This is a genomic window from Nonomuraea sp. NPDC049625, from assembly GCF_040675285.1.
Classification (GTDB): Bacteria; Actinomycetota; Actinomycetes; order Streptosporangiales; family Streptosporangiaceae; genus Nonomuraea; species Nonomuraea angiospora_A.
In genome coordinates, this window is the sequence record NZ_JBFAOQ010000030.1 from 70,067 (window position 1) to 91,365 (window position 21,299).

Here is a 21,299-nt window from a genome sequence, read left to right on the forward strand (position 1 = left end):
ACTCCAGCGGTTGTCCCACTGCGCCCTGAAGACACGCCGAGGCAGCAGCCGCAATCCGCTTGCTTGAGCCCGCTCGGCGACCAGCTCGGCGATGAGCTGGCGGCCGAGCGGACCTACCGCCGCGCTCCCGGTGAGCGCACCGATCCGGTGTCGCGCGCGACGCCGCTGTGTGAAGTACATCGGGTTGGCCACGATCCCACCCGATGCGGCACGGACGCCGACACCGGTCCTGCGGCCGCGTCCTCACCGCGTTGCCGCCGCAGTGGCGACCATCTCCCGGGCGCCTCTGCGCGGGGAGAAAGACCTGAGGCGAGGCGCGTGCCCTGGGCCGGCCAGGCGAGCGCCCGGGTGATGATCGAAAACACGGAAAGTCATTACGCGACACGCCCGCGCGATGATAGATCCGCGAATCGCAAATGCGCCATGATTGCTCACCATGAGCAGAGGCAAACCCGGACCCGACGCAACGGTGGTCTACAAGCACACCATGCGCTACGAGCGGCAGGATGTCCTCGACGCTGTGCGGGCTCTGGCTGCGAGCCGGGGCTCTCTCTCCCGCGCGGTCGAGGAATTGCTGGTAGTGGCGCTCGGCCTGGGCGACAGGCCCTTGGCGGCGCAGCAGCTTCCGCTCGATCAGGGCAAGCCCAAGGACAAGGTGGCGGCCGCCTAGCCGAAGGGCTGGCGCCGCGTGAAGGAGACCCTCAGAACGTAAGAAAGCCGGGCAAGGCCCGGCGTTTCTCAGACGAGACGACCCACTGCATCGTTCAACTCCACCAAGGTTTGGCGGCCGACGGAGAGCTGAGCGACAGGGAGGATCGTCCGGCGTATTCACCGACCTGGCCCCTGGCAGGGACCGGCTCGGCCTTTGTCGTACCTCCATCAAGGTGCAGGAGGTTCCGCCATGATAACGGGCGGACCAGGGGTCATGCCAGCATGCCCCGAGGCAGGAAGCGTGGCGTGTCATGACAGGCACGCCTAAATCGGCACGCCAGCGGCGCCGTCGCGACGAATTTCGGTCTGCCTTCACCGGCGTGTCGGACATTCCGAATCTGGCCGTGGCTCCCTCGCGGGCGCTCATCGCGGCATCGGTTCCGCGGGGGATGCGGCGTAGCCCGTCGCAGCGAGCGTTCCTGCGCGCGTTGAAGGAGGCCCCGGAGGTTCTCGCACTGCGCTCGGACGGCTACAGCAATCTGCTGCGGGTCGCCAACGACATCGCCTTCCACGCCGACTGGACGACGATGTGCTCGCGGCCGACCAGGGCGGGCATCGTCGAGCGCACCGGCCTGCACGTGGACACGGTCAAGCGGTGGGTGCGCTGGCTGCGCGTGCGGGGCTGGCTCGGCACGGTGGAAGAGGGCACCACCGTCCGCTTCCGCAAGGGCACCCGGGCCGGCCTGGACGACGACGGCTACGGCAACCGCGCCGCCGTGTGGGTGCTGTGCGTGCCCCGCCAAACCACCCCGCCACCTCATGATCACCACCCCGCCGACCAGCCTGAAGACACAACTGCACCCCCCACCGTTTCTCCCCACAGGGGAGAAACGACTGATCCCTCGCACGCGCGCGAGACCCCCACCCCTACCCGAACACACTCCCGCATTTCACCGACGTGGGGACTGCATCACACGCCCAGGACGAAACGCGACCGTCTCGCCGCGTGCGAGCGGCTCCGGCATGAGGCCACACCCTTCCGCCGAATGACGGGCTGGTACCTGCGGCATCTGCTCAAACCCTTCCTCGATGCCGGATGGACGGTCGCCGATGTGCTTCATGCCCTGGATGTCCGCCCTGATGACAGCCGATGGACCTACACCTGGCTGAGCAGCAGCGAACTGCGTCACGTCCCGGGCTGGGTCCGCTACCGGCTGGCGGCCTGGATTGACGCGGACGGCCAGGTGCTGGCCTCGCGCTCACAGCGCAAGGCGGCCGCCGACGCCCGCGTCCGGGCCAGTCAGCAGGCCTGGCGAGACGAACTCCACGCGATAGCGGCCGCCGCCGGCACCGAACTCCCCCGGGCGCCGCGGCCGAGCCGGGCCGAAGCACTCGCCCCACCTCTCAGCCCCGCCACCGAACCGGTCGCGGCCAACGCCGCCTTCCGCGCCGCCCGCGCCGAACTCGAGCGCCGCCGCCGCGAACGCGCCGTAGCTGCCGCGAAGCCCGCCCGGTGAACCCCGCACGACCGACGGAGCAGTGGGCGGCCCTGGCCCGCATGTGGCTGGCCGCCACGTCGCCGCGGGCGGCGCAGGCGATGCGAGAGCGGGAGCAGGAAGCCGCCAGACGTCGCCGCGAGTGGCGGCCGGACGAGAGCTGGCGGGGCAAGCGCGCCGACGGGGAAGCCGAGAAGGATCTGGAGCAGGTCCGGTGGGCGATGGAGCCGGAGACGGTGGCCAGCGGCCCGAGCGAGGCCGAGATCGAGGCTGCCCGGGAGGCGCTGCGGCAGGCCACGTCGCTGGCGCGGGCACGAGCTCGTGTGCGGCAGGAGTGGGAGGGGCGTGGGGGCGGTGGGTGAGGGGCGAGATCGAATCTACGTTGTAAAGGACGGGGAATCGCACAGCCTTCCGCGCGGCTGCTGGGTGCGGCTGCTCCCCGTACCAGGGATACCGGACATGCAGGCGGAATCCCGGCTCTCGATGCCATGGAACCGCGCCCCGTGCGGTGGGTCGGGAGCGTGCGGCGACAGAGTGGCGGAGAGGTTGTGCGGTACGACCCCCTTTACAACGTAGATTCGACGCGCGCCTCCAGCCCGCCGACACCACCCGGCCCTCAGGGCCCGCCGCTCGGGCTGGCCATCGAATTGCTGCAACGGTCCTTCACCGCCACCGAGCTGGCGGCCGAGGCCGGGCGCTACGGCGCCCCCTGCGAGCTGGGGTGAGGCCTATTGACACGCACGAGGCTCCAGGCAGGGGTACCACGAGAACTCGCCGTGGATGGAGCGGGGCAGGTTCCATGGTCATTCGCTGGCACGTGCAGAAGGGGCACTACGCATAGGTATGAACTGTCAGTCGGCAAGTTGGACGAGCGTTTCTGACCAGCGCCGCAGGACCGGTGATGTTGCGGTGACGGCATAACCAGCGAACTGGGCACGCACCTCTTCTGTTCTGGGCCACCCACAAGTTCGGGAACACGGGAGAAGGACATGTCGTCTCGAGCGGGACGCCATACAGCGGCGACACCGGCAGCGCCATCGCTCGGAGAGCCCAGACCGTAGTAGATCCGCTCAACCCCCAGGGACATGGCCGCTCCCAGACACATCAAGCAGGCGCGAGGCGCGAGGCGATGGAACGAAATCCGGCGTTGGCCACGTTTGGAAGACCGCTACGGCAGAGGCCCACTGACCTGGGGGTACCCCGTTAACTTCGGGACCGGTCCTGATGCTTTCGGCAGAGTGGGCCCTCATGATCTTTAGAAGGCCGCCTGGGAGGGGTCCCGAGACCATGCAGGTAGGTCCTGTGCCACGGGCGCCGCTCCCCGTGCGGCCAGTCGAAGGGAATCGATGACCAATGGGCCTGTTCAGACGACGCAAAGACGGTCGCCTCCTGAAGAGCGCGCTGAAAGTTGCCGGTCTTACCACAACAGAGTTCGTCGCGTTGATCTGCGAAGCAACCCTGCGTTCAACCGGGATCGTCATGAGCGACGTGCAGATGGGCACAGGTCTCCTCATGCTCGACGAGGCCGCAGGAAGCGAGAAGGCAACCCGTGACATTCAAAGGCTGGCCGAGTTTCTTCCCACCGCCCGTGATCGAGCTCTTGCCGCAGCGTTTCCCATCTTCGTGTACAGCCGGTTCGCTCAGCAGTACCCGGAATTTGGTGGCGTCCACGTCCTCGCCGCCGACGAGCAGCACGCACGCCACGACGCCGACCTGTATCGGGCGATCAATGACGAGCTGGGCTGGACCCAGGTTGGTCTGATCCATCAAGACCAGCCCTCTGAGGAAAGGCAGGCTGCCTACGCTGCCACGACCACAATTGGAGCCGACGACCAGTTCGGACTTGACCGCGCCACAGGCATGCTCGCCGTCATACGGCTTCCCACATCCCCGTCGCACTACACCGGGCGCTACCCCTGGCGGACCTACCTACCGAACCCAACATGAGCATTAGTGGCCGGTGTTGGCGCAGACTCAGCCGAAGCCGGGGCGTGCCGGATGGCGTGGCGGCGCTGAGTCTCGGCAGGTGGTGGATCAGCCGGGTCGATGACCTGCACGCGCTCGGTCGGATCGGCAAGCCGATCCTTGCCGCATGGAATGCCGAGGAAGACCCTGCTGGACCTGCTCGCCCTGGCCCGCACCCCACACCCCGACCGAACCGTCATCGCCGATCGCTTGTTTCGCCTCTACGACCGCTGCGCCGCTGGCCCGGCAGGCCACCGAACCGCGGTTGGACGCCGAACGGGCCCGCCTGGACGCCCGCCTCCAGCCCGCCGAGGCCACACAGCCCTCAGTGGCCCCCAGCGGCTCGCACCCCTCTCCAAGGCATCGCAACCGACCTGGACGCGATCGGCGCTCCACGCGGCCCTCAGCGGCCCGCCGAGAGTGCGCTGGCGATCACGCCGCCGCCTACCATCGCGGTGGATGACGCCGGCGCCGGGCACGCCGCGCTCCTGGCCGCCCACGCCGCCCGCAACGAGGCCAACGCCGTCCGCCGGGCGGAGCTCGTGGAACGGGCCCGCGCCATCGCCGAGCGCGCCTCGCGTTCCGAGCCCCGCCCGGCCGCCGCCACGGTGGTGCGAGCCCCGCTGCGGGACCGGCTGGCCGGCCTGCTGGCCAAGCACGCCGGCGACAGTTCCTAGCTGGATGTGACCTGGACCGTCAGCACCGGCCCGACCAGCGCATGGTGGACGCCAGCGAGACGCGCCTGCCATGCCGGACCGGCATACCGAACCGGTGTACGACACCGAGAGTTGCGACTAATAACATTGAGTGACTATCGTTCTCGATATAGGGTCCCCGACTGACAAGGAGGCGACCCGGTGTGACCACGCCCACTCGCCCGGTACGGCTCACTACGCCGGTCCGGCTCGTGCTCGACGCCTTACTGGCCGCCCAAGCGGAGGATCCGCCGTGGGGCTACCGGATCTGCGCCGAGACCGACCTTGGCCCCAGCACGGTGTACCCGATCCTGGAACGCCTGGAACAGGCAGGCTGGATCACCGGGCAGTGGGAAGCGGACACTCCGCACGCCAGACCCGCCCGGCGGCTGTACACCATCTCCGATACCGGGCGGCAGATGTACGCCGAAGCGCTGGCTCGTAGCAGCAAGCGCCGTGGCGCCCAGCTCCGCCCCGCCTGGCTCCGCTCGGCGGGCTCCCCCGGTGAGGATTAGTGCGCTCCTACTCGTTCGTCGACCAGACGCGTCGTCAGCGCCAGCTGGCGGCCGCGGCGCTGTACTTCGGCGGCGCCTTGTCGGTCACCGGCGCCGTGGTGCTGCTCTTCAGCTCCTCCGCCACGCTCTGGTTCGTCCTGGGTCAGCTGGCCGCCGCGATGGGTGGCACCGCGGCGGCAGTCGGTGCGCTGGCCAAGGTCCACGCTGACGCCCAGCCCCGGTCGGCAGCCCCTGTGGCCATCGCGCCTACGCTGCGGCAGCGCTTCTCTCCACGGCAGATGCTCATCTGTGGCCTGTGCACGATCGCCGTCCTGATCGCCGGCTCGGCGCGCCGCTTCCGCCAGCAGGAATGGCGAGCCGATCTCCGCGAGAGCCGCAAGCCCGTGCGCTACGCCCTGGGCTTGGTCGGGGCGAGCGTCCGCACCAGGTTCGAGGACCTGCTGCACCTGTTGTGGCTCACCTGCTGCTGGGTCCTAAGCACAGAACTGCGCACCTGGAGCCTGCTCATCCCGGTCATGGTGGCGGGACTGCACCAAATCATGCAGTCCCAAGGCTGGGGATCGGCGCTGTGGAGCCTGCCGACGGTATGGACCGTCCACGAGGTAGTGCGCCGTCTCCGCCAGCGTTGGAACGTGACAGCCCAGCGGCCCGGCCTCTGGCGACGCAGCATCGGCCGCCATGCCCGTCCCCGTGACGGCTCATCCAGCCGCAGATGAATCACGCGGTGGGCCGCCCGGCAGGCGCGTTGTGGAGATCGCTCCGCCACCGATCATCGCGGTGGACGACGCTGGCACCGGACACGCCGCGCTCCTGGCCGCAGGCGACGCCCGCAACGCGGCCAACGCGGCCCGCCGGGCGGAGCTCGTGGACCAGGCCCGCGCCATCGCCGCGGCGCGTGCGGTCGACGCCCCGCAGGCCCCGGCGCCGCTCGCCTTAGCGTCAAACGATCATGAATGGCGTTCGGTTGTGTACACAAAGGACTTCCCCGGGCCACGCCGGGGCAGTCCAGCGGGAGCCCAGGCGGTGCGTGGGTTCCCGTCCGGCCGGCGCCGGGTTGTGTACACAATGCGGATTATGAAGAAGATCGGGATCCGGGACGCCCGCGCCCGCCTGGCAGACCTCATCGAAGCGGCCGGCGGCGGTGACCCGGTCGTGTTGACCCGGCGCGGCCCGGGCCGCAACGAGGCCGTGCTGCTGCCGGTCGAGGCCGCCGAGGTGTGGCAGCGCCACCTCGCCGAGCAGGAAGCCGAGCGGGAGCGGCGCGCGCAGGAGAAGGCCTTGGGCGAGCGGTTGCAGGCGACCAAGCGGGTGCCGGTCTGCCCGTACTGCAGGTCCTCCTTCCTGCAGGTCGCCTACACCGGGCCGGTGGTCAACGCCCTGGTCAACACCGCCGACCCGGGCGCTGGCGTGCAGGACGTGGTCGTCGACACCGACGTCGGCCAGCTGGACAAGGTGGCGTGGGTGCGGTGCGCCTCCTGCTGGGAGCCCCTGGCCGACGGGCCCCGCCAGCACGGCTCCCCCGCGCACCGGGCGGCCGTCGAGATCGCCGAGAACGCCTTCTGGGCCGGCGTGCCGTGGGAGGCGACCGACCCCTTGGTGGTCAAGGAAGCGGAAATGGGCCGCTCGTCTCGGATCGTGCTGCAGCACGACCTGGCCCGCGGCAAGGTCCAGCGGGTGAGCATGTGGGAGTACATCACCGGCATCACCGACGCCGAACGCGAGAAGATGCGCGCGGAGCGGCTGGCTCGCGGCGAGCCCTACGACTACGACCTGTGGGACGACGACGAAGCCTGAACCCCCCGAGGTTGTGCACGTGCACGCGTGCACGGCCTCCCGCTGGACGCGCGCAGGCGCTGCACGGAAACCCCCTGACGTGTCAATAAGCGCTACCGCAGGTCAGCGGGCATGCCTTGGAGCCAAGCTCGGCGTTGGCGAGACCTCTGCGGCCGCCGCAGTGTAGAACTGCGCCGCAGGTCAGCGTCTCGGCGAAGAACGGCGCCCACGCTGTTTCTCTATTGACACTGCGCACGGGGCGGGCCACGGCGTACCGTCACGACCGTGACGAGCCCGCCCACTCCCCCGGCGCGACCCGGTCGACCGAGATGGTCGGCCTGCCGCGACGGAAGCTCCGTTGCGCGCGCCGGTGGAGTCGCGCTGGACACGGCGGATGCACCTGGCCATTCACATCACGGGCTTCGGACTCGGAGCGGTCTTGATGGTGGGGGCTCTCGTTTCCCGACGTGCTGGCCTGGGCGCAGCCCCCGCACGGGCTTGAACAGTCGGCGTTCTGGGCGTGGGTGGTGGCGCTCTGTCTGGGCGCTGGCCTCGTCGTGCTGGCACTGTCGGTCCAGGACTGGCATCGCGGCTACCGGGCACGCCGGCAGATCATCGCCGCCTGGGCGGTGGTCGCCATCGCCACTGTGGCGCAGTGGGAGGCGCCTGGGAGCTCATCGCCAGGCCCATCGTGCTGGCCCTCATGCTCTGGATCTTGCGGCCGTTCGACCCGCCGCTCACCTCTGGTGACTAACCGGAGGTACTCGTGCAGTCCTGGGGTCCCGGCAGTAATGGCGCAGGATCCAACGGATATGCCTCTCACCTGCGCTTATACATAGGGTCTCAGGCTGATAGGCCAGACCTGAGCCCTGTCTGTCAATGCAGGCCAGAGGCATATCTGTTTTGGATTTCCAACTGAAACTACGGGGACCCTGTTGGCCCGCACAATCTTCGTCAAAGGATGATCCGCCCCCAGCACCCGCTCACAGTCGGCCAGCGTCGACTCGCATAGCGGAATGGCCCGACCCAAATCCCCCACCTCCCGGTAGGCGTAGGCCAGGTTGTTGCGGGCCGCACACCGGCGTCCGATCGCGATGAACGCATCGCGACCGTCGCAGCATGCACGCAGCACCGGGCGATTTGAGGAGAAACGAGCGGCAAATGACCTAATGTCGGACTTAGGTAACCCTCAGTGATGTGCCCGGGACATAAGGGACGGTCATGGCGTGACCTGCGACAACGTCGGACAACCGGTCGTCAACTTGCGTTCATGGTTCCGCGTTTCTACGGTTGGATCACAACATGTAGTAGTTACACCGATGTAGTTCACCACACCTTGTGTTTCGGTGTCCACCGACTCTGTCGGAGGGGGATGGCGCACACAAGAGTGGTGAGAATGCGAGAGCCCGGAAGGCGATTGCAGCGCCTTCCGGGCCCTTGACCAGGCAATACACCGGGATCAGACACTGGATCCGGGCGCTAAGTACCTGCTACATCCACCTGCAGAGTAACCAGTGCTCGGAGTAATAAGCAAAGTATTCAGTCCAGTGTGCAACCTGATCCCCGGTGCCGGACGGCAGTGTCAGGCGGTCTGACCTGCCAGAACGCGAGGGGAACAACGATGGCCAACACTCGGGGGAAGAAGGAGGCGGCCGCAGTCGCCTCCTGCGAAGAACAGCGCGCCGACTGCGGCGAGGGGCCGCCCGACCCGGACACCGCGGCCGCTGGTCGGCCGGGTGGTTGGTAGAGGGCCGGGCGTGGCTGCCGTACCGGAGAGCTCCGGCGACACCGGAGCATCTCCGCTCACGGGCAAGGCGTTGTGGGCCCGGGTCGCGAGCGCGGTAGGCGTCAGCGGTACCGCTAGCGCCCTGGCGCTGAGTGGTGCGCTTCTGCCGGCTGTGGCATTCCTCGGGGCACTCACCGTACTCGCATGCGTCGTAGTTACGATCTCGCTCTTGCGTGACGATCCGCGCATGTTCGCACGGGTGGTGTGCCTTACTGGGCTGCTGTTGGGCCGCCGGGTCCAGGGCTACCTGACCGCCTTGCGTGAGGCGGACCGTACCACCCCCGTCGTGATCAAGATCGAGGAGGTCAGATCGGTGCCACTGCCACCAGCAGACCCAAGCGCCGAGGACAGATAGCCCAACAACCGCCGGGTGCGGGAGCCCGAGACCCCCGCACCCGGCGATTCGGGGTTCCGTGACTGGTCGTTGAGAACTGGGCGCTGAGAACCGTTCGACCCGGTCCGGCTTGGTGACGACCAGCGTGTCGCCGGCCTTCAGCGACGCCAGGGCGGCCTGCAGCTTGGGACGGTCCTTGCGGCGAGTCGAGATGGTCTCCTCGACGATCTCGCGGCAGTCGGCCGCGTTCAGCAACTCCACCTGCGCCGCGTGGTCCTGGGCCCGGGTGGAGATCCGGGCGTAGCGGACGCGGATCCCTTTCAACAGCTCAGCGGGCTCAGTCACGGGTGCTACGCCTCTCGGCTCCCGCCCCCGGCGATGATGCGCGAGCCCACGCTGCGCTCACGTGGTCGACACCAAGGATCTACAGGGGGTCAGAGCACTGCCTGTGGGTAGCCGGAGGGCACCGTCAGTCTTCCTAGGTGGGTAAGACCAGCCATCCAAACCTTTCAGGTGAGCAACAGGAAGAGGTGGAGAATTAGGACCTCAGAGCGTCATGATCGCTATCTGAAACGCGAATGATCCTTTTGTCGACTCTGCCCCCATACAGCAGATTCCCTCAATCCCGAACACCCACAGAACTCACACAGTTGTCATCAGTCTTTCTAAGTCGTCATCGGGAATCATCGAACGCGGTCAAAGGGCGCAAGAGAGCCTGACCGCCGTCGACCGCGGGCGCAGGCACCACGTCGCACACTTGAGGCATGACCCGCCGAATCGCCCCGGTCACAACCCCCCGAGGCAAGCCTCGCTTGTCGCGGGAGGAGACCATATCCGAGCTTCTGCGGCGCTCCAAGCGCACCAATCACACCGTCCCGATTCGCCGGGCCTTTGTCCAAAAGCTCGACGGCGCCGGCCCCGAGGCCCCCAAGGTGCCCGGGCCACTCCACAAGCTCATCCGCAACGAGCACGCCTTCGACCTGCTGATGCTGGTCTACGCCGTTACCTCGGGCGGCGATTACAGCGTCACCGAGCGGGCCGAAACCTGGGGGCGGGCTACGGGCACCTCATTCGAGACCGACGGCGGCGCCAGCGCTGTCATCTCCCGCTTGTGGCTCACCCTGGAGCGCAACAAGCTCATCAAGCGCTGCTCCGACGGCAGGTTCACCCGGGTCACCAAGTTGCTCGAGGACGGGTCCGAGCGCGTGTACACCCCGCCCAGCGGCTCCCGGGGGTCCCGGCGCGACGTGTACTTCCAGCTGCCTTACGAGTATTGGACCAGCGGCGCGTTCACGAAACTCGACATGTCGGCCAAGGCCGTCCTGCTGATCGCCATGAGCCTGCGCAAGCGCGAGTTCTTCCTGCCCAGCACCAAGAAGTTCGCGGGCTACTACGGGATCTCCGCCTCGACGCTGTATCGCGGCATCAACAAGCTGCACGAGTTCGGCATCCTCACGGCCTCCGAACCCGAGTACTTCGTGGATTTCACCGCCCCCAGCGGCGTGAGCAGCCACACGCCGTACTCCCTCGCGCCGCCCTACGACCGCAGCGTCAAGATCGCACAGGAGGAGGAACCCGAGGAGGAAACCACCGACGCCGCATGACACACGCGCCCCCACGACACCATGACGGCGAACCGAAAGAAGGGAGGGAGTAACCCCAAGTGAAGATCCGTAAGCCCAAGATCGAAGCGTCGACCATGCTCGGAATGATCATCACGTCGGCGGCCGGCGGCATGATCGTCTCCCTGATCGACCTCGGGCTCCGCTGCCTGATCGGCTGATACCCGGCCTAGGAACCACGATCACGACGATCAAGTGGCCAGCGGAACCCGTTGAGGACCCCGTCTCACCGAGGTGGGGTCCTCCACCATCATGCCTCGACAGAGAACTCCTTGGCGAAGCCGGCCAGGGGGAGACCCGATGATCTCGTTCCGTCCCGGAATGGCGCAGCGACCCGTTCGCCGCCGACCGCGGCCCACTCTGCAGGGCCAGCAACGCCGGAGATGCCCAAGGCGGTGGGCGTTCCCGACTGACACGTCTACGGTCGAGTGCATGGGCTGGATGTTCGCGCTATGGGGGCTGGGCGGTGGGCTCGCCATCGAGGCTCTCGACTTCATCAAGGCGGTGCGGCGGGTGGGCCACGGCTGGCCCTGGCGCTATCCGTACGGACCGGGCGGCGGCCCCTATCTGGTCTCAGTGCTGGGCCGCGCGGCCGCCAGCGCGGTGGTGGCCGGCGCCGCCGGCGCGTCGGTCAACGGCATGACACCCCTCATCGCCCTGGCGCTGGGAGCGGCCGCACCGCTCATCCTGGAAAAGCTCAGCCAGCAGATCCCCGTGCAGGCCAACCTTCCCACCTTCGGCGGCGTGACGAGACCCGCCGAGATGGGTCCGGCCGCCGCGGCTCCCGATCAGGGCGATCAGTCCAGGCCGGGGTCTGGGCCTGCGTCATCGGCCGATCCGGTCACCAGGCAGGTAGGAGAAAGCGATGCTGCGCGCTGACTCACTCGCGGGCCGGCTCATCACGGCCTTCGCCCGTACCTCGCCCGCTTTCCGCCCGAGCGGCGACCGCAAGCCCGGACGGTCGTGGTGGCGAGCCTGGGCCCGCACCACCCCTGCGTTCGCGCACTCCTGGCCCCCGATCTGGCCGGGCGCGCTCCTGTTCGGCGTGGACCTGACCCGCGCGGACCTGAGCGACGCGGACCTGGCCCGCGTGAACCTCGCCTGCGCAAACCTGACCCGTGCGAACCTGGGCGGCGCGAACCTGACCGACGCGGACCTGACCGGCGCGAACCTGACCGGCGCGAACCTGGTCGACGCGGACCTGACCCGAGTGGACCTGAGCGACGCGAACCTGAGCGCCGCGACCCTGAACCGCGCGTATCTGGTCGACGCGGTCCTGATCCGCGCGAAGCTCACCCGCACGAACCTGACCGACGCGCAGCTGCCCAGCGCGAACCTGACCGGCGCGTACGTGACCCGAGCGGGCCTGGCTGGCGCGAACCTGAACGGCGCGAACCTGAACGGCGCGCACCTAACCGCCGCGGTCTTGACCCGCGCGAACCTGGTCGGTGCAGACCTGACCGGCGCGGACCTGATGGGTGCGAACCTGACCGACGCGGACCTGATCCGCGCGGACCTGACCGACGCGGACCTGATCGACGCGGACCTGACCCGAGTGGACCTGACCGGCGCGAACCTCACCCGCGCGGACCTGACCGACGCAGACTTGGTCGACGCGGTCCTGACCCGAGTGGACCTGACCGGCGCGAACCTCACCCGCGCGGACCTGGCCGGCGCGAATTTCGTCGGTGTGGTCTGGAGTGAGCGGACCCTGTGGCCCACAGGTGAGTGGGAGGCGCGCCTGCGAGCGGCCTCCGAGCAACTGCCAGACGGGCGGCTGCGGGTCCGTGCGGAGGGTGCCTCGGACAGCGCCCCGGTCCATGCCTGAAACGCCCAGGCGTGCCTGCATGATCATGCAGGCAGGATGCGGGTGATGAGAGGGGCCCGCTGTTGCAGCAGCGGACCCCACAGCCTTCGATATCCCTGCCTGCTCAGACAACGTGACATCAAAGGGCCCCGTCTCAATGGGACAGCACGGATAACACCAGCAAGCACACTGTCTGTTTCCGTTCTTGGGAACCATTGTGTTGTCTTCCTAGCCCTCTTTCTGGAGGCCCGAGCACCTTAGAACGCTGCCGAACACGACCGAACGCTCTCGAACGCCGCCGAACTACAGGGAACGCCGCTGGTCACATGGCTGGCAGAGCTGGAGCGGAATAGGAGTTTTGCACCTTTTGGGGGAATCAGTTCTGGACGCGCATGGCAGGCACAATGCGCCATCATTGGCTGCATACGCGACCGCCGAAGGGGTTGCAGCCTCTGGCCGCGACAGCAATTACCCCCTGCCTGCTCAGGCGAACACGACATGAAAGGCGGTGTTGCGCATGCGCGCTGTGTGCATTCGTATCCCCGGCATTGGCAACGTCCCCGCGTGGCTGATCCTCGTCATCATCCTGTTGGTCTTCGCGACTGTGGCGCACGTGATCGGCATGACCACCGACGTCATCGTGCTGCTGATCACCACCGTTACCACCGCGGCGCTTCAGCTCTTCGGCATACCCTCCACGAAGCAGCACACCTTCGCCGCAGGTGAGCCCCGGCAGGCACAGTGACCACGCCCGCGCACCGTCTTCCCAAGCGGCCATTGCCCGCGCAGCCCGCGCTGTTCGACACCAACGCCGCTACCTATTACGTCGCTCCCGGATCCTCCTCCGCACACCAGGACATAATCCGCAGACTCCTGGAACTGATAGCCGCCCGAGGCATGGGCCCCTCCGAACTGTCCGCGCGCACCGGGATGAGGGATGCCCTCATCGAGGGCCTCCTTCAGGGGCGTGTGGTACCACCGCTTTCGATGCTCGAACGGCTCCTTGATGCCCTCGATGCGCAGGCATTCCATCGTCGGTATATCCGCCGGTGTTGGGAGCAGCTTCAGCATCCCGATGGACCTGAGCGGTCAAGGCACATCGTCGTCAGGGCCAGTACGCAGAACGACATCCACCGGCTTCGCCAGGATGTGGCGGGCTACGAGTTGCAGCCGGACCCGTTGACCGCCACGTCCAAGGAGGAATTCTTGTCGGCGATGAGGGAGTTCCACGTCTGGGCGGGCGAGCCGTCTTACCGCGAAATCGCCCTCAACGCAGGCAAGACCGTGGGAGCCAGCACGTTGTGCGAGGCGCTCGACCCAAACAAACCCGCCCGCTTGCCGACGCTGAAGGTCGTCACAGCCTTCATCTACGGCTGTGGCGGCGGTGAAGAAGACTTGACCATTTGGACGACAGCCTGGCGCCGCGTACGGATGGCCAGGACCGCCACCAGCGTCACCCACCTGGCCACCGCCGACCAGTGGCGCGTCAGCTAAAAGTCACCCAAGAGGGTCGACCACACGGTTCACCCCTGTCGCTCGCCTGGAGTGGCGGAGCAACGTTGCGCCGCCGCTCCCGGTCTGGCGCACCCTCCCGACGTTCAAGACCAGGGAGGGGACGCGATCGGCCCGGACCAGGCCACAGCCTCGGCACAGATCCACACGTGCTGCAGCGTCTTCCGTCAGCGGCCGTGGTCGTCCTCTGTGCCGTCGAGACGGCAGCCGTTGACGGCCGCGGCCATGTTGGCGGCCGCCTTCTCGACCGCCTCCAGGGCGGCGGCCAGGCGCTCATGATCTCCTGCTTCCAGAGCGGCTTCGCCGAGCTGGTGCGTCAGCAGGTCCAGGTGCGTGGCGAAGCGCCGGCAGGCGTCAGCGGCAACGTCGACCGGGTCGCGGGTGGGTGGTCCCGGGGGAGCAAGGGTCACGGCTGTGACCGTACGCGGCGACCCGGCTCGCGCGCACAGTGTTTCGCGAAGCTCAAGGCCAACCCACCCGCCGTTTCTCCGGTCAGCGGTGAATCAGGGCTGGTCCGTCGTGGGTAGGCGTTGGTCGGGGCAGGCGTCGGCGAGGTCGGTCAGGGCCTGCTGCTCGACAGGGTCGATGGACAGCCGCCAGTGGATCTTGATCGCGGTCCACTCGGCGGCATACCGGCAGCGCGCGGGCTCGTACGGCGGTTGCCAGGTGGAGGGGTCCTGGTCGGCTTTCTGCCGGTTGGAGCGGGCGGTGACGGCGACCAGGTGCCAGGGCTCGTCCAGGTCGTTGGCGTAGTCCTGGCGCTGGGCGGCGGTCCAGTCGTAGGCGCCCGAATCCCAGGCTTCGGCCAGTGGGACCAGGTGGTCGACGTCGAGCCCGGCCGGGTCATCGACGTACTGATCGTCGTAATACGAGTACCACTGCCCTCCCGACAGCCGGCAGCCTGCCCCGATCTGGGGCGGGGTGATGGCTTCGTCGAGGAGGACCTCGGCGCGGGTGTTGCAGCCGTCGCGATCGGCGTCGACCCAGTGCCGGAAGCTGGTGCGCTGGTAGCCCTCGCGCCGCTCGGCGGCCACCGGCAGCATGGCGACCGCGTCAGCAAGCAGCGGTCCTTGCGCGCGCTGTGCCGCGGCCCGGGGCGTGTGCTGGGCAGAGCTCGCGGCCGCGGGATCGGGGGTGGTGGCCATCAGGGTCACGCTGGCCAGGAGGGTCGCGCCGGTGAGGGTGGTGCTGACAAGGGAGTGACACCGTGGGGGGTGAGGCATGCCGGTCCTCTCACAGGCAACCACAAAGAGTGAATAGACAACTACCTAATGTAGTGATCTATGTAAGGGCAGCCCTCTACCGGCGTGGTGACCGTTCGGTTTCCCCGACGCTGTCACCGTGCACGTCGGGGGACTCGGCTCGCGTGCAGCGCGGCGAGGATGGCCTGTTCCACGCTGTGGTGCACGGCTAGGACGGGCCTGGCGCGCCCGGCTGATGAAGGCGTCCATCTGGGCGGCGCCTGCGGTGTCCATGTCGCCGGCGATCGAAATCACGGTGCCGCCGGGCATGTGCTGGCAGGCGAACGTGGGCGGGGTCACCACCCCCACTTGCGTGGGGTACCGATCACCTCGGAGAAACCGGGACCGGCGCCTGAGTGGGGATGTGACACCGACTGACATCGCAGGCGGTGGCCCACCGCGTGATTCATCTGCGACTGGATGAGCCGTCACGGGGACGGGCATGGCGGCCGATGCTGCGTCGCCAGAGGCCGGGCCGCTGGGCTGTCACGTTCCAACGCTGGCGGAGACGGCGCACTACCTCGTGGACGGTCCATACCGTCGGCAGGCTCCACAGCGCCGATCCCCAGCCTTGGGACTGCATGATTTGGTGCAGTCCCGCCACCATGACCGGGATGAGCAGGCTCCAGGTGCGCAGTTCTGTGCTTAGGACCCAGCAGCAGGTGAGCCACAACAGGTGCAGCAGGTCCTCGAACCTGGTGCGGACGCTCGCCCCGACCAAGCCCAGGGCGTAGCGCACGGGCTTGCGGCTCTCGCGGAGATCGGCTCGCCATTCGGGGTGCCGTTAACGGGGCTGTCACCAGCCCTGATCGACGCGTCGGCGACGAGCGGGATATGGGGTATGGATGGTTCTATACCAGACAGAAGCGAATGCGGATTCTCCGGTCACGCGTCTACATCGCCTTGACGGGCTACTCGGCCTCCAGCCCATCCCGCCGCAGCCGAACGGCCTCCTCGACCAGGCCCTGCGCGACCAGTGCGTCAGCCAGCCGACTGGCGGCCTGCCAGTCTCCGGCGTCGGCCCGCGCCCGTAGCTCCTCCACCCGGCCCTGCCCGACCAGCAGCCCGGCCAGCAGCCCGGCCAGCAGCCCGGCCAGCAGCCCGGCGATGTGCCAGTCGCTCCCCAGCGGCGCTGGGCGTATCTCTGTGAGACCAGTCGGGTACAGGTTGTAGCGCCCGTTGGGGGTGGGTCGATATGTCTAGGGATCTGTCGATCCGCCATGTCTGGTCAGGGGTGTCAGAACGGGCCGGGGACGGTGGCGAGTGGTGGGGGTGGCCAAGTGAGCGGATCGGCCGAGATGGAGCCGTCGGTGCCGGGTGGTGGCGGGGGTGAGGCAGCCGGGCAGGTCGTCATTGCTCAAGACGGTGCGCGTCGTTGGATCCGGCAAGCCTCCGCGGCGTCGGTACGCGGCGCGGCGTGGGCCGGGCCGCGGGCGATGCTGGCCGGGTTGTGCGCCAGCACGCTGGTCCCTCTCGCGTTGGCCGAGCCGGGGCTGCCGGCGGCGGCGGCCGGGTTAAACGTGGTGGGCTCGGTAGGAGCCAACGTGCTGGCCACCCTCATCAGCGATTCCTTGACCGCCGCCCGAGCCCACACCGGCAGGCGATCAGTTGCCGGGCCGCAGTCGGCAGCTCCGGGCGGCGGGTGCGGACCCGATGCCACGTTCGGCCTGCAGGCGGGGGACGCGGCCTTTGTCGAGCAGGTGCGCGCGGAGATCGCTGCCCGGATCGAGCAGGTGCTGGCGGCACAAGATCAGCAGGCCGAGGCTCTGGCTGAGGCGCTCGCGCAGGTGCTAGAGCGGATCGACGCGGCCACCGTGATGGTCGGCGAGGTGGTGGCCCGCGGTCATGAGCAGCTGCTGTGGGAACTGATGGCCGGGTTCGCCAGCCTGGGCGGGCAGGTGGCCGGGTTCGGCCGGCTGTTACGGGGGCTGGATGGCGCGGTCCTGCAGATCCAGCAGGCCCTGTCCCAGCAGGTTGCCGAGCGCCGGTTCGACCGCTCCCAGGATCAGCGGCAGATCGCGCTGCTGCTGGAGGTACACGAGCAGCTGGCCGAGCTGACCCTGCACCTGCCTGCCACGCAGACCGCGGCCGATTCCGGACAGGCGGATCAGCCGGCGCGACCCTCAGCGGCCTGGGCAGGGATCTGCCCGTATCAGGGGCTGGCCCCGTTCGGGCCCGCCCAGGCCAGGGTGTTTTATGGGCGGGGCCAGGCTGTCGACCGGCTGGTGACGATGGTGATCACCCATCCCGGGGACGGGCCGATCATCGTCACCGGAGCGTCGGGGGCGGGCAAGTCCTCCCTGCTGCACGCCGGGCTGTTACCCCGGCTGAGCAGGGCAGCACCCAGCTCGCTAGCCGCGATCTACGGCACGACCGGCTGGCCGCAGATCACCTTCACCCCCGGCCCCCGGCCGCTGCAGCAACTGGCGACGCAGCTGGCGGTCCGTTGCCATGCCGACGTCGACCAGGTCCTGGCCGAGCTGCGCGCCGACCCCGCCAAAGCGGTGGTGCGGCGGGCCCGGCAGGTCCTGGACAGTGAACGGATCCGCCGCCCGGCCGGCACGGGGGCACCCGCGAAGACCTGGGCCAGCGTGGACCGGTTGATCGTGATCGTCGACCAGTTCGAGGAACTGTTCACCCTGACCTCGGCCAGCCGCCGCCCAGACCCAGCCGCCGATCTTCGGGAGAAGGACGATACCGGCGAGAGCGGGGACATTGAAGGGTTTCTCGCCGCGTTGCAAACGCTTGCCACCCGCCCGCCTTCCGTGATGGGCCGATCGGCCGGGCCGGTGGACGGGCCAGGTCAGGACCGCGGTAGCCGCGTCGCGGCGGGCGGGCAGGCAGACCCGCTGCCAACCGGGATCGTGGTGCTCGCGGTGCGGGCCGATTTCATCGACCGCTGCTTCACCCATCCCGTGCTGGCCCATGCCCTGGAAGAGAACATGTTCGTGCTGGGCCCGATGAGCGAGCAGGAACTACGCTTGGCCATCACCGGACCGGCTTCGACGGCCGGGCTGTGGGTGGATGACGGCCTGCCCAAGCAGATCGTCGATGACCTGATCGGCCACCTGCGCGCCACGGCCGCCCAGCAGACCGCCCAGCCTGGCCAATCCGTCAGCCTGGCAGGGGCGGGTGAGGCGGGAGCGCTGCCGCTGCTGTCGATGGCCATGGCCCGCACCTGGAGCGAACGCGAAGGCGTCCGGCTGACCTACGCCGCCTACGACCGGGCGGGCGGGGTGGCCTCCGCCGTCACTGACACCGCCGAGGACACCTACACGAGCCTGGATGACCGGCAGCAGCGGATAGCGCAGCAGATCCTGCTGGCCCTGACGATCACCGGCGCCGACGGGCGGATCAGCCGGCGCCGACTCACCGTACCTGAGCTGACCGACCTGGTCCGCTCAGATCCGGGCGGCAAGGCCAGCCACGCCGACCAGGACGACAACGGCCAAGACGACAGCGAGCAGCAGGTCGAACAGGTCATCGAGGCCTTCACCACCGCCCGCCTGCTGATCACCACATCCTCAGTCATCACCACCACGCCTTCGTCCGAACCAGCCTCCAGCACAGCAACGCAACTAGCCATAAGCTCAGCCGATCGCGGCTCCCGCGCCGAGGCCTCCGTCCCCGACTCTCCTGCGCGGCCCCCCGAACCGGCAGGCGATTTCGCGGCAAACAGGCCGCCGGCCGGAACGGTCGAACTCGCCCATGATGTGCTGCTGACCACCTGGCCACGGCTGCGGACCTGGCTGACCGACGACCAGGATGATCGGATCCTGCACGGCCAGATCATCCATGACACCGCCGAATGGGAACAACGTGGCCGCAATTCCGCATTCTTGTACCGGGGATCCCGCCTCGAAGACGCACAACGTGCGACCAGGCGCTGGCGAGCCGATCCCGGCCATCACCCAGCTTTGAGGCTCTCCGATGCCAGCGCCACCTTCCTAAACGACAGCGCCCGAGCCGAAGCGAGGACTCGACGCCGTTGGCAATCAGCGGCCGGGGCGCTGACCATCCTGCTGGTGATCGCAGCCATCACTGCAGTGGCGGCCATTCGATCTGGCCACGACGCCAACCAGCAACGCGATGACGCCAACCAGCAACGCATGGTGGCTCTCGAGCGCAGTGCTCAGATCGTGTCTCGGCGGGTTGCCAGTTACAGCGACGGCGAACCCGTAACTGATGATCCCGCCATCTCTGCTCGGCTCGCTGCCGCCGCCTGGTCAATCTTCCCCACCGACGAGGCCTCAGCGGCTATGGCTTCCCTGCTGAGTCGCCCCCAACGCGCCGTCTTGAACGGCCACACCGGCTCGGTGTTCTCGGTGGTCTTCTCCCCGGATGGGACGCGGCTGGCCAGCGGCAGTATCGATAAGACCGTCCGGATCTGGGATGCCCGCACCGGCAGGCCGATCGGCAAACCGCTGACCGGCCACACCGGCTCGGTGTTCTCGGTGGTCTTCTCCCCGGATGGGACGCGGCTGGCCAGCGCCGGTCAGGACGGTACGGTGCGGCTGTGGGATGCCCGCACCGGCAGGCCGATCGGCAAACCGCTGACCGGCCACACCCACCGGGTGTCCTCGGTGGTCTTCTCCCCGGATGGGACGCGGCTGGCCAGCGCCGGTGAGGACAGCACGGTGCGGCTGTGGGATGCCCGCACCGGCAGGCCGATCGGCAAACCGCTGACCGGCCACACCAGCTGGGTGCGCTCGGTGGTCTTCTCCCCGGACGGGACGCGGCTGGCCAGCGCCGGCGAGGACAGCACGGTGCGGCTGTGGGATGCCCGCACCGGCAGGCCGATCGGCAAACCGCTGACCGGCCACACCGACTCGGTGTTCTCGGTGGTCTTCTCCCCGGACGGGACGCGGCTGGCCAGCGGCAGTATCGATAAGACCGTCCGGATCTGGGATGCCCGCACCGGCAGGCCGATCGGCAAACCGCTGACCGGCCACACCAGCTGGGCGAACGAGGTGGCCTTCTCCCCGGATGGGATGCGGCTGGCCAGCGCCGGTCAGGACGGTACGGTGCGGCTGTGGGATGCCCGCACCGGCAGGCCGATCGGCAAACCGCTGACCGGCCACACCGACTCGGTGTCCTCGGTGGTCTTCTCCCCGGACGGGACGCGGCTGGCCAGCGCTGGCGGCGACGGGACGGTGCGGATCTGGAGCGCCCGCATCGGAAGGCCGATCGGCAGTTCCTCGATCGGCCACATCGACGATGTGCTCTTCGTGGCCTTCTCTCCGGACGGGGCGCGTCTGGCCAGTGGGGGCATGGACGACGGGACCGTGCGGCTGTGGGATGCCCGCACCGGCAGGCCGATGGGAAAAGTGTCGACCGGCCACATCGACGATGTGTTCTCGGTGGCCTTCTCTCCGGACGGGGCGCGTCTGGCCAGTGGCGGCATGGACGACGAGACCGTGCGGCTGTGGGATGCCCGCACCGGCAGGCCGATCGGCAAACCGCTGACCGGCCACATTGGCTGGGTGTTCTCGGTGGTCTTCTCCCCGGATGGGATGCGGCTGGCCAGCGCCGGTGAGGACGGTACGGTGCGGCTGTGGGATGCCCGCACCGGCAGGCCGATCGGCAACCCCTTGACCGGCCACACCGGCTCGGTGGGCTCGGTGGTCTTTTCTCCGGACGGGACGCGGCTGGCCAGCGGCAGCGACGATGGGACCGTGCGGCTGTGGGATGCCCGCACCGGCAGGCCGATCGGCAACCCGCTGATCGGCCACACCAGAGCGGTGTTCTCGGTGGTCTTTTCTCCGGACGGGACGCGGCTGGCCAGCGGCAGTATCGATAGGACCGTGCGGCTGTGGGATGCCCGCACCGGCAGGCCGATCGGCAACCCCTTGACCGGCCACACCGGCTCGGTGGGCTCGGTGGTCTTTTCTCCGGACGGGAC

At 68.5% G+C, this 21,299-nt stretch carries 20 protein-coding genes; 15 read left to right on the top strand and 5 right to left on the bottom strand.

Annotated features, from left to right (window positions below):
- The first annotated feature begins 436 nt into the window (after window positions 1–436).
- The 9 genes from AB0J87_RS60270 (at window position 437) to AB0J87_RS60310 (ending at window position 7,116) form a co-directional block, all read left to right on the top strand.
- The gene (locus AB0J87_RS60270) at window positions 437–670 is read left to right on the top strand and encodes a hypothetical protein (protein ID WP_363984456.1); all 234 of its coding nucleotides are present in this window, start codon (window positions 437–439) and stop codon (window positions 668–670) included.
- A gap of 292 nt (window positions 671–962) precedes the next feature.
- Window positions 963–2,168 carry a hypothetical protein gene (locus AB0J87_RS60275; RefSeq protein WP_363984458.1) on the top strand — a complete coding sequence of 402 codons (1,206 nt, stop codon included), beginning with the start codon at window positions 963–965 and terminating at the stop codon, window positions 2,166–2,168.
- Window positions 2,165–2,509: a hypothetical protein gene (locus AB0J87_RS60280; RefSeq protein ID WP_363984460.1), complete on the top strand. Its 345-nt coding sequence runs from the start codon at window positions 2,165–2,167 to the stop codon at window positions 2,507–2,509. The genes AB0J87_RS60275 and AB0J87_RS60280 overlap by 4 nt, the downstream gene beginning before the upstream one ends.
- A 186-nt stretch (window positions 2,510–2,695) precedes the next feature.
- Window positions 2,696–2,872 (top strand): hypothetical protein, encoded by a 177-nt coding sequence (locus AB0J87_RS60285; RefSeq protein ID WP_363984461.1) that lies wholly within the window; start codon window positions 2,696–2,698, stop codon window positions 2,870–2,872.
- A gap of 628 nt (window positions 2,873–3,500) precedes the next feature.
- Window positions 3,501–4,094, top strand: a complete 594-nt coding sequence (locus AB0J87_RS60290; RefSeq protein WP_363984463.1) for a hypothetical protein — start codon at window positions 3,501–3,503, stop codon at window positions 4,092–4,094.
- Between the two features lie 473 nt (window positions 4,095–4,567).
- On the top strand, window positions 4,568–4,789 hold the full coding sequence (locus AB0J87_RS60295; protein WP_363984465.1) for a hypothetical protein: 222 nt from the start codon (window positions 4,568–4,570) through the stop codon (window positions 4,787–4,789).
- 182 nt (window positions 4,790–4,971) lie between these two features.
- Window positions 4,972–5,322 carry a helix-turn-helix transcriptional regulator gene (locus tag AB0J87_RS60300; RefSeq protein WP_363984467.1) on the top strand — a complete coding sequence of 117 codons (351 nt, stop codon included), beginning with the start codon at window positions 4,972–4,974 and terminating at the stop codon, window positions 5,320–5,322.
- On the top strand, window positions 5,322–6,038 hold the full coding sequence (locus AB0J87_RS60305) for a hypothetical protein (protein WP_363984469.1): 717 nt from the start codon (window positions 5,322–5,324) through the stop codon (window positions 6,036–6,038). The genes AB0J87_RS60300 and AB0J87_RS60305 overlap by 1 nt, the downstream gene beginning before the upstream one ends.
- 358 nt (window positions 6,039–6,396) lie before the next feature.
- Entirely contained in the window at window positions 6,397–7,116 is a 720-nt protein-coding gene (locus tag AB0J87_RS60310; protein ID WP_363984471.1) for a type II toxin-antitoxin system Phd/YefM family antitoxin, read from the top strand.
- Between the two features lie 808 nt (window positions 7,117–7,924).
- Here the strand turns inward: AB0J87_RS60310 and AB0J87_RS60315 are convergent.
- Together AB0J87_RS60315 and AB0J87_RS60320 are read right to left on the bottom strand one after the other, a co-directional pair.
- Window positions 7,925–8,227, bottom strand: a complete 303-nt coding sequence (locus AB0J87_RS60315; RefSeq protein ID WP_363984473.1) for a tetratricopeptide repeat protein — start codon at window positions 8,225–8,227, stop codon at window positions 7,925–7,927.
- A 358-nt stretch (window positions 8,228–8,585) separates the two neighbouring features.
- Window positions 8,586–9,560 (bottom strand): recombinase family protein, encoded by a 975-nt coding sequence (locus AB0J87_RS60320; RefSeq protein ID WP_363984475.1) that lies wholly within the window; start codon window positions 9,558–9,560, stop codon window positions 8,586–8,588.
- A 419-nt stretch (window positions 9,561–9,979) separates the two neighbouring features.
- On the opposite strand from AB0J87_RS60320, the gene AB0J87_RS60325 reads away from it, so the two are divergent.
- The 5 genes from AB0J87_RS60325 to AB0J87_RS60345 all read left to right on the top strand — a co-directional run bounded on the left by AB0J87_RS60325 (window position 9,980) and on the right by AB0J87_RS60345 (window position 14,138).
- Window positions 9,980–10,819, top strand: a complete 840-nt coding sequence (locus AB0J87_RS60325) for a helix-turn-helix domain-containing protein (RefSeq protein WP_363984477.1) — start codon at window positions 9,980–9,982, stop codon at window positions 10,817–10,819.
- 450 nt (window positions 10,820–11,269) lie between these two features.
- Window positions 11,270–11,716, top strand: a complete 447-nt coding sequence (locus tag AB0J87_RS60330; RefSeq protein ID WP_363984479.1) for a hypothetical protein — start codon at window positions 11,270–11,272, stop codon at window positions 11,714–11,716.
- A complete protein-coding gene (locus tag AB0J87_RS60335; protein WP_363984481.1) occupies window positions 11,703–12,665 on the top strand; it encodes a pentapeptide repeat-containing protein in 963 nt (320 codons plus the stop codon). The genes AB0J87_RS60330 and AB0J87_RS60335 overlap by 14 nt, the downstream gene beginning before the upstream one ends.
- Before the next feature lie 496 nt (window positions 12,666–13,161).
- Complete coding sequence (locus tag AB0J87_RS60340) at window positions 13,162–13,389, top strand: hypothetical protein (RefSeq protein WP_355209028.1); 228 nt, start codon at window positions 13,162–13,164, stop codon at window positions 13,387–13,389.
- The gene (locus AB0J87_RS60345) at window positions 13,386–14,138 is read left to right on the top strand and encodes a helix-turn-helix domain-containing protein (RefSeq protein WP_363984483.1); all 753 of its coding nucleotides are present in this window, start codon (window positions 13,386–13,388) and stop codon (window positions 14,136–14,138) included. Before AB0J87_RS60340 ends, AB0J87_RS60345 begins: the two co-directional genes overlap by 4 nt.
- A 185-nt stretch (window positions 14,139–14,323) precedes the next feature.
- Here the strand turns inward: AB0J87_RS60345 and AB0J87_RS60350 are convergent, their stop codons facing one another.
- The 3 genes from AB0J87_RS60350 to AB0J87_RS60360 all read right to left on the bottom strand — a co-directional run bounded on the left by AB0J87_RS60350 (window position 14,324) and on the right by AB0J87_RS60360 (window position 16,440).
- Window positions 14,324–14,566: a hypothetical protein gene (locus tag AB0J87_RS60350; protein WP_363984485.1), complete on the bottom strand. Its 243-nt coding sequence runs from the start codon at window positions 14,564–14,566 to the stop codon at window positions 14,324–14,326.
- A 93-nt stretch (window positions 14,567–14,659) separates the two neighbouring features.
- Entirely contained in the window at window positions 14,660–15,379 is a 720-nt protein-coding gene (locus AB0J87_RS60355) for a DUF1524 domain-containing protein (protein ID WP_363984487.1), read from the bottom strand.
- Between the two features lie 929 nt (window positions 15,380–16,308).
- Complete coding sequence (locus tag AB0J87_RS60360; protein WP_363984489.1) at window positions 16,309–16,440, bottom strand: hypothetical protein; 132 nt, start codon at window positions 16,438–16,440, stop codon at window positions 16,309–16,311.
- Window positions 16,441–16,941: 501 nt separating this feature from the next.
- On the opposite strand from AB0J87_RS60360, the gene AB0J87_RS60365 reads away from it, so the two are divergent.
- Window positions 16,942–21,299, top strand: a 4,358-nt coding sequence (locus tag AB0J87_RS60365; RefSeq protein WP_363984491.1) for a WD40 repeat domain-containing protein, incomplete at its 3' end; no start/stop codon positions are given.